5 protein-coding genes are annotated in these 8,788 nt (G+C 73.2%); all 5 read right to left on the minus strand.

The window, feature by feature from the left end:
- Positions 1–160: 160 nt before the first annotated feature.
- The 5 genes from ACFXB5_RS51040 to ACFXB5_RS51060 all read right to left on the minus strand — a co-directional run bounded on the left by ACFXB5_RS51040 (position 161) and on the right by ACFXB5_RS51060 (position 8,598).
- Positions 161–2,398 (minus strand): MMPL family transporter, encoded by a 2,238-nt coding sequence (locus tag ACFXB5_RS51040; protein ID WP_385222301.1) that lies wholly within the window; start codon positions 2,396–2,398, stop codon positions 161–163.
- A gap of 123 nt (positions 2,399–2,521) precedes the next feature.
- Positions 2,522–3,967: a 3-carboxy-cis,cis-muconate cycloisomerase gene (gene pcaB / locus ACFXB5_RS51045; protein ID WP_385222304.1), complete on the minus strand. Its 1,446-nt coding sequence runs from the start codon at positions 3,965–3,967 to the stop codon at positions 2,522–2,524.
- Positions 3,964–6,003: an FAD/NAD(P)-binding protein gene (locus tag ACFXB5_RS51050; RefSeq protein ID WP_385222307.1), complete on the minus strand. Its 2,040-nt coding sequence runs from the start codon at positions 6,001–6,003 to the stop codon at positions 3,964–3,966. The genes pcaB and ACFXB5_RS51050 overlap by 4 nt, the downstream gene beginning before the upstream one ends.
- Before the next feature lie 36 nt (positions 6,004–6,039).
- On the minus strand, positions 6,040–6,867 hold the full coding sequence (locus tag ACFXB5_RS51055) for a hypothetical protein (protein WP_385222310.1): 828 nt from the start codon (positions 6,865–6,867) through the stop codon (positions 6,040–6,042).
- A gap of 111 nt (positions 6,868–6,978) precedes the next feature.
- Positions 6,979–8,598 (minus strand): class I adenylate-forming enzyme family protein, encoded by a 1,620-nt coding sequence (locus ACFXB5_RS51060; RefSeq protein ID WP_385222313.1) that lies wholly within the window; start codon positions 8,596–8,598, stop codon positions 6,979–6,981.
- Positions 8,599–8,788 lie beyond the last annotated feature (190 nt).

Below are 8,788 nucleotides of genomic sequence, written 5' to 3' on the forward strand. Positions count from 1 at the left end.
ATGCGGCTCCGCCGCGTGGCGGGGCTTTGCCCCGGACTCGGGGTCCAGGGGCGGAGCCCCTGGTAGCGGGAAGGGGCGGGGAGGGGAAAGACCCGCCGGGGACCCCGTAGCGCGGGCCGCCTCGCTCAGGTCGGCCATCTGATACGAGTCCGATGGCGCGTCAGCCGGTCAGAGCCCGGTCGTCGGCGCGGTGCGGGGTCGGTGTTGAGGGCTCCTCGCGCAGGCCGTACCGGCGGTGCAGCCGCCGCAGTGGTGCCGGAGCCCACCACGTGGCGCGCCCGCCCAGCCGCATCGCGGCGGGCAGCACGGCCCCGCGGATGAGCGTCGCGTCCATCAGCACGGCCAGCGGCAGCCCGACCCCGTACGCCTTCACCAGCGAGATGCCGGAGACGGTGAACGCGAGGAAGACCACCGAGATCGCCACCGCCGCCGCGGTCACGATGCGGCCGGTGCGTTCCAGCCCCTGGGCGACGGCGGCCGTCGGCGAGCCGGTCAGCTCGTACTCCTCGCGCATCCGGGACAGCAGGAAGACCTGGTAGTCCATCGCCAGCCCGAAGGCGAGGCCGAAGAGCATCACCGGGATCGTCGCGGCGATGTTGCCGGTCGGGGTGAAGTCGCCGAACAGTCCCGCGAGATGGCCGTCCTGGAAGACCCACACCAGCGCGCCGAAGGTGGCCGTCAGGCTCAGCGCGCTGAGCACCAGCGCGAGGAACGGCAGCATGACGCTTCCGGTCACCAGGAACAGCAGCACCAGCATGGTCAGCAGCACCGTGCCCAGGGCGTACGGAAGCCACTTCTCCAGCGCCGCCGCGGCGTCGTGGTTGGTGGCCGCGGCCCCGCCCACCAGCGCCTCGAACGGCGCGTTCTGCGAGCGGATCTCGCCGACCAGCCGGTCCGCGTCGTCCGCGCTGGCCGTCTCCGGCACCACGGAGAAGTAGACGGCGTCACCCGAGGCGAAGCGCGCGTACCGCTGGTCGGGCGGGGCGGCCCGGCGGCCCTCGGCGTAGGCGCCGGTGGCGGTGCGCACCGCGGCCACGTGCGGCAGCTGGGACAGCCGCTTCGCGTACGCGCCGACGGCCGCCCGGTCGGAGCCGCCCTCGGGCGCCACGACCTGGAGCGCGTTCTGCTCGCTGCTGTCGAACTCGGCGCGCACGGTGTCGGCCACCTGGCGTGCCGACGAGGACGCGGGCATCACCCGCTCGTCCGGCATGCCGAGGTTGATGCCGAGGAACGGCGCGCCGAGCAGCAGCAGGAACGCGGTCACGATGGTCACGATCGGCACCGGGCGCCGCATCACGGTGGTGGCAAGCCGGTGCCAGAAGCCGCTCTCCACGCTCCGCGCGGCGGCCTCGGGACTCCCCGCACGCCGCCTGCGGAACACCCGGCCCTTCTCGACCCGGTCACCGAGCAGGGCGAGCAGCGCCGGCAGCACGATGAGCGAGGACGCCCCGGACAGCAGCGCCGTGAGCGCCCCCGCATAGCCCATGGACCGCACCGCCTGGAGCGGGAACCAGGCCATGGCCAGGGACGAGACTGCCACGGTCAGCGCCGAGAAGGTCACGGTGCGCCCGGCGGAGGTCAGCATCGCCCGGATGGCCTCCGGCGGGGCGAGCCCCGACCGCAGTTCCTCGCGGTAGCGGCTGACCATCAGCAGGCTGTAGTCGATGGCCAGGCCCAGGCCCAGCAGGGTCACCACGCTCGCCGCGAGCGAGCCGACCGTCGTGACGCTCGCCAGGATCCACGTCAGACCCATCGTCAGCATCATCGCCACCAGGGCGACGGCCAGCGGTAGCGCCGCGGCCACCGCGCTGCCGAAGATGAACACCAGCGCGACCAGGGTGATCGGGATGGCGACCGTCTCACCGGTGGTGGCGTCCTTCTGGCCCTGTTCCAGCAGCTCCCGCTGGAACTTCGTATAGCCGCCGAACTTCACCTCCAGCCCGCCCCGCGCTCCCTCGTAGCGGTCCGCCAGCTCGGCGACCCGCTTCTGCGAGGTGGTGTCGTCCCCGGTGACCGTGCCCATGATCAGGGCCTTGTGGCCGCTCCTGCCCCGCAGCTGCGGGGCCTTCCCGGTGGTCCAGTAGGAGCTGACGTTCGCCACCCCGGGTTCCTCGCCCAGCTTCCGGGTGAGCTCGGTCCCCGCCGCCGTCACGGACGGGTCGTCCACCCGCCCCTTCGACGTCACCAGCAGCGTGAGATTGGGCAGCCCCTGCCCGAACCTCTTGTCCAGCGCGGTGATGGCCCGCGATGACTCCGACTTCGGATCGTCGAAACCGCCCGCCGTCAGCTTGTCGAACAACGTCGTACTCGCCACCCCGCCGACCACGGCGAGCAGCAAGCCGACGACCAACACCGCCAGGCGCTTCCGCACGACGAACCCGGCCAGTCTGTCCAGCATTCCCTCTTCCTTCCTCAAGCGCACCGCGTCTGGAATCCCGTCACGAATCCCGTCACGGCATCCCAGACGCCGAGCCCCTCCCGGATGTGACATCCCCGGCCGACGCCGCTCCACGAGCGGCCGTCAGAACCGGTCCCGGCGTTCCTGAACCGCCCGGTCCACCAGCGGCCCGGCCGCCCCCGGATAGTTCGCCGGGTCCAGCAGGGCGGCCAGCTCCTCCGGTGTGAAACGACCCGCGAGCTCGGGGGCGTCGGCCAGCACCTCGCCCAGCGTCCGCCCGCCGCGCGCCGCCTCCGCCGAGGCCCGGGCCATCAGCTCCTTCGCGGGGCCCTTGCCCAGCACCGGGGTCAGGGCCGCGGCCAGCCGCTCGGAGACGATCAGCCCGCCGGTCAGCCCCAGATGGGCGCGCATCCGGTCCGGGAAGACGGCAAGACCCTCGACCAGTTCGACGGCCGTGTGCGCCGCCCCGCCCGTCAGCCGCAGACACTCGCGCAGCGGAAGCCACTCGGCGTGCCATGCCCCGGCCGGCCGCTCGTCCTCCGCGAGCATGCACCCCATGACGGCGCTGGCCAGCGCCGGCACCTGGAGCGCCGCCGAGCGCACCAGCGTGGCCAGGGCGGGGTTGCGCTTGTGCGGCATCGCGGAGGACACCCCGCGGCCCTCGGCGGCGGGCTCGGCGACCTCGGCGGTCTCGGTGCGCGACAGCAGCTGCACATCCACCGCGATCTTGCCCAGCGCCCCGGTGGCCAGGGCCAGTTGGGCGGCCAGCCCCGCGACCGGCGTACGGGCGGTGTGCCAGGGCAGGACGGGCTCGTTCAGCCCGACCTGCGCGGCGAACTCCGCCATCAGCCGCTCCGCGAACTCGCCAGGGCCCGGCGCCCCGGGCCGCGTCCCCCGGTCCATCAGGGCGTACTCGGTGTAGCCCGCCAGCGTGCCCGCCGCGCCGCCGAGCTGCACCGGCAGTTCGTGGTCGCGGATCCGGGCCAGCCGGGCCGCCGCGTCCTCCACCCCGCTCAGCCAGCCCGCGGCCTTCAGCCCGAAGGTGGTGGGCACGGCGTGCAGGGCGAGCGTACGGCCGGGCATCAGCGTGTCCCGGTGCGCCACGGCCAGCTCGCGCAGCGCCCGCGCGATCCGCTCCAGGTCCGCCACCAGGGGTACGAGGGTCCGACGCGCCACCAGCATGGCGGCGGTGTCCATGATGTCCTGGCTGGTCGAGCCGCGGTGTACGTACTCCGCGGCGGCCGGGTCCGCCGCGGCCACCAGCGCGGTGAACGCCCGGACCAGCGCCACCACCGGGTTGGCCGCGCCCCGGGCCAGCCGGGCGATCTCCACCACGTCCAGGTGCTCGGCCCGGGCGAGGTCGGTGATGGTGCGGGCCGCCGCCCCGGGCACCAGGCCCAGCCGCGCCTGCGCCCGTACCAGGCCCGCTTCGGCGTCCAGCATCGCCTGGAGCCAGGCGCCGTCTGAAGTGGTGGTCTCGGCCGGGGTGCCGGCCCGGACGGGGCTCAGCAGGCCCGCGTCGGCAGGGCGCGGGGCGCCGTCGGTCGTATTGCTCGCGGCGTCGGTCATGGGACGGAAACCTCGATGGTCTCGGGGCCGGTGGGGCCGTTGGGGTCGGTGGGCGAGCCGTCGCGCAGCGCCAGCACGGCACGCGAAATGGCGTCGGCATCGGAAAGGATCACAGAGCCGACCCCCGGCCGGACACCCGCGGCCGTGGCCCAGTGGACGGATTCGGTGGGCACACCGAAGGCGAACCGCCGTGGATGCGGCCGCCCCGCTCCATCCAGCAGGTGGTAGGGGCTGGGCCCCACGGCGAGCCCGCCCGTCTCGAGCCCGCCCGTCTCGAGCCCGCCCGTCTCGAGCCCGCCCGGCCCGTTGCCGGTGCCAGTGCCGTTGCCTGCGCCGCCGACCGCATACGGCCCGCACTGACCGCTCGTCAGCAGCCCCGACAGCAGCGGATCGGCGCTGGAGCGCACATCGGTGCCCGGCAGCCGGGCGTCGATCAGCGTGGTCGCCCGCCGCCGCGAGCCGGGCACGGCACGGGACTCCAGGACGAAGGCACCCTCCTCGGCGTCGGCGCGCGCCACGGTGCGCGGGCCCAGCACGGTCAGCACACCCGCCTCGATGAGCGCGACCGCCTCCTCGATCCGCCGGGCCGGGGGACCGATCGACACGAAGGCGTTCAGCGGGGTGTACCAGGCGTCCAGGTCCTCGCGGTGTGAACGGGCCGTCAGCCCGCCGTGGTCCACCACCAGCCGTATCTCGTTGCGCAGATCGCGCAGCACATCCAGGGCCGCCTTCAGCGGGCCGTGCACATTGCCCGCGCGCGCCGCCTCCAGATCCGCCCGCAGATACCCCAGCAGCCAGGACCGGAACGCGGCGGGCGAGCGGAGGCCGTCGGCGGGGCAGGGCCGGGCGATCCGGCCCCAGTTCCAGCGCTGTCGGAGCGGGATACCGCTCTCGGTCAGCAGCCGGTCCTCCGCCGCGCTGCCCCGGGGAGCCGACGGATAGGCGGCGCGCAGCCGGTGCGCGGCCGCCTCCCGCCCCCGGGAGGTGAGCAGCGCGGTGTAGTAAACCGTCTCCACCTCCTTGGAGATCAGCGGCCACAGCTCGGAGCGGAAGTCCAGACCGCCCCGCTCACGGGCCCGCCGCCGCAGACCGCGGATCACCTCCGGGGTCAGCACCAGCGGATGGTGACGGCCGTGCGGGCCCTTCTGGTTCTCGCCCCGGGAGTGGAACGGCACGCCCCGGCGCGAGCCCGCCAGCAGCCGCGGCTCCCGGCCCGAGGGCCGGTAGACCAGACGTCCCGCCCGCCGTTCGAACCGGCCGTCCCGGCCCTCGGTGAGCAGGGCCAGATAGTCGAAGAAGTTCAGCCCCAGCCCCAGCAGGCCCACCGCCTCCCCGGGCCGGACGCCGGACAGATCCACCTCGGCCGGACTGGCGGGCGGGAGGTAGCGCAGGCCCCGCGCCTCGGCGAAGGCCGCGTGGGCCGCCTCCCGCGGCGAGCGCCGCTGCGGCAGATGGCCCTGGGCCAGCACCACCGCGTGCAGCCCCGCCAGCCGGGTGCCGTCCTCCAGGACGACGGTCTGCGCCCCGCCCGCCGTGCGCTCCTCGAGCCCGACCGCCCGTGAGCGGTGGGACACCGTGCGGACGGACGTGGGAGCGGTGCCGGTCACCCGGCGGTGGACCCACTCCAGATAGTGCCCGTGGAAGGCGCGGGTGGGGTACGAGTCGGGGCCCAGGCGCCGCGCCTCGGCGAGGACGTCTTCGTCGTACCCGGCCTCGTACCCGACCTCGTCGAGACCGCCGGTGAGGCTCACGAACCGGGCCCACTCGTACAGGCTGGGCCCGGGGAGCACCGGCCCGGCCATCTCCACGGTCTCGTCCGTGAACAGGGTGACCTGGCCGGCGACGGTGTTCATGAGCAGATGGCGGGACTGGTCGGAGCGCCAGACCCGCCCCGCCCCCGGCGGATACGGGTCCACCACATGGACGGTGACCGAGGTGGTGGGCGCCTGCGCGGCGTTGGCGCACAGCCGCTCCAGGACCGAGAGCCCCCGGGGCCCGGCACCGATGAGGCAGACGTCCAGACGTTGCGTGGTCATGGTCATTCTCCGTGGAGGAAGGGTCCGGGACGCGGCTCAGCCCGAGGCCGCGCCGCGGACGGCCGCCTCCCGCTCCTCCTCCCGCTCCTCGTGGTGCGGTGCGCCGGCCGGGGCGGGGCCGCCGGGGCCGCCGGGGGCGTCGGGGATCTCGGCCGGGCCCCGGTTCCAGGCCCACGGCGAGCGGCCCTCCTCGCGGACCTTGCGGTACAGCAGCACGCAGTAGGCCGCGTCGATGGTCCAGACGGTCAGGAAGAGGAAGATGAACAGGTGGTGGCCCGGGTACATCACCAGCACCGTCCAGCCCGCGAAGAACGATCCGATGCCCTTGGCGAGCGCCACGTACATCGACTGCCCGAGCGAGGAGCCGCGGCGGCCCAGCATGAAGATGAAGGACAGGCTCAGGAACACATTCAGCCCGGTGCCGGTGTAGATGCCGGTGGCGTCCTTGAGCTCATAGGTCGTCATGATGTGGAAGACCGCGGACCAGGCGATGACGCCGAAGACCATCCACCGGAAGGCCCGCCGGCTCATACCGGGATAGTCCTTCCATCCGTAGGCCAGCGTCTGCCGGAGGATGAAGCAGTCGACCAGGAACCAGCTGAGATTGATCGGGCGTTGCACATCGGCCTGGTCCAGGATCAGGGAGAGGGTGAACTCCCAGGCGAGGTTGACCTCGACCACGAAGACGGGTATCCCCACCCGCTTGTCCAGTTTGGCGCGGTAGATGGCGAGTCCGTACGCCACCAGCCAGCCCGATGCGCACGGGCCCATCAGGATCCAGAACAGCCAACTCGGCCGGTCCGCCTCCGGCAGCGTCACCGGGGCGATGTTCGGGAGGTCGATGAGAGCGGGCGGGAACCACACGGCTAATTACCCCTCGTTCACGGTGGATGCGGTCGTCTCGACGCGTTGCGTCGTGGTGCGATGCGTTCGTCTCGATGCGTTGCGTCGTGTGACGCGGTGCCGGTCAGGGGGTCAGGTCCACTGGCCGGTGCCGTACGTGTCGCTGGAGCCCAGCAGCTGTTCGCGCAGCTCCCCCCGGCGCACCTTCCAGGTCGCGGTGCGCGGCATCTCGTCCCAGGGCACGAGCCGGGGCTTGTCCATCTCGGGCAGGCCACGGCAGGCCCGGTCCCACTCCTGGGGGTCCAGGGCGTCGTCGCGCATGCACAGCACCGGGATCGGCGGCTGCCCGGGGACCCCGAGCACGATCACCTCGGAGGCCCGGTCCAGCCGGTCGAGCAGGGTGGACTCCAGCTCGATGCTGCTCATCCCGGGGATCATGTCGACCTCGCGGTCGATCAGCCGGATGCGGCCGTAGCCCGCGTACTCGCCCAGGTCGCCGGTGTTCCACCAGCGGCCCTGGTCCTTGGCGCGGTGCCGGTCGTCCTCGCCCAGATAGGTCAGACAGCGCGACTTGGTCCGCACCATCAGCAGCCCCGGATTGCCCCGGGGCCGTTTGCGGCCGGTCTCCGGGTCCACGACCTTGACCCGGACCAGCGGCGGGAAGCCGACGTTGGTGGCGTCGTGGGCCCGGGGTTTGCCCGCGCGGACCATGGAGCGGGTGGCCACCCCGGCGGCGATGCCCGCGATCTCCGACTGCCCCACGCCCCAGGCCCACAGCGGCAGCCGGACCCGGGAGGCGCCGAGGAACTTGCGGACCGTCCTGGGGTGCACCGCGTCGAAGGTGCTGATGAACCGCCTTACGCCCGCGAACAGTTCGGGCCGGGTGTCGGCCAGCTCCTCCCAGTACTGGAAGACGTTCGGACAGGCCTCCAGCGAGGTGGGCGGGTGCGCGGCCAGCATGCGCGCCACGTTCTCCAGACCCGGATCGGAGAGGATCACCATCTTCCGCGGCCCGCGGAACAGCGTCCCGTTGGTCCAGGACAGATTGCGGTTGTGGGCGAAGGAGATCCCGCTGGCCACCACGTCCTGCGGCCGGGAGGTCATCAGCGGCAGCCGGTAGGACTCGATGCGGAACGGCACGGCCGCGAGCGTGGTGGCGGGCGAGTGCACCACCAGCTTCGGCACGCCCGTGGTGCCCGAGGTGTGGGTGACCAGCATGGGTTCATGGCGGCCGCGGAACCGCACCGGCGGCCGGGCGCCGCCGCGCACATCGTCGATGCGCAGTGTTCCGCCGGGCAGCCCCGGGCGGTCCTCGCCGACGGACACCAGGGTCATCCCCGGGTCGTCGAGCGCGATCCCGGCGGCGGTCATCCGCTCCAGCACCGTGGTGCCCATCACCAGCACCTTCGGGGAGATCCTGGTGAGCAGGGTGCGGATATGCGCCTCCGACCGGATGGGCGCGATCATCACCGGCAGCGCCCCGAGCCGGGCGGCGGCCGAGGCGAGCAGGATGAAGTCGTAGTGGTTCTCCTTGACGATGGCGAGCCGGTCGCCGTGGCGCAGCCCCGCTCCGTACAGCCAGCCCGCGGCGTCCTCCACCGTCGCCGCCAGGGCGGGTACGTCGAAGCGGGTGCCGGAGTCCGGGGCGATGTCGAAGGGCCGGTCCAGATGCATGACCGTCGGCCTGCCCTGTTCGGCGGCCCAGTGGAACAACCGGCCGACGTTGACGGGCCGTTGAGTACGCGCCGCCATGGTTCATCTCCTCGTATAGGGGTGCGGCTGGGACAGGACGTACGGCTACGGGTGTCCGGCGGATCTGTCCCCTCCCCGCCCCTTCCCGCGGCGTCGATGTGCGGCTCCGCCGCGTGGCAAGGGCTTCGCCCCTGGACCCCGGGGTCTGGGGCGGAGCCCCAGTTGCGGGAAGGGGCGGGGAGGGGAGCAG

Origin of the sequence: Streptomyces sp. NPDC059455, assembly GCF_042750115.1 — a bacterium.
GTDB lineage: Bacteria > Actinomycetota > Actinomycetes > Streptomycetales > Streptomycetaceae > Streptomyces > Streptomyces endocoffeicus.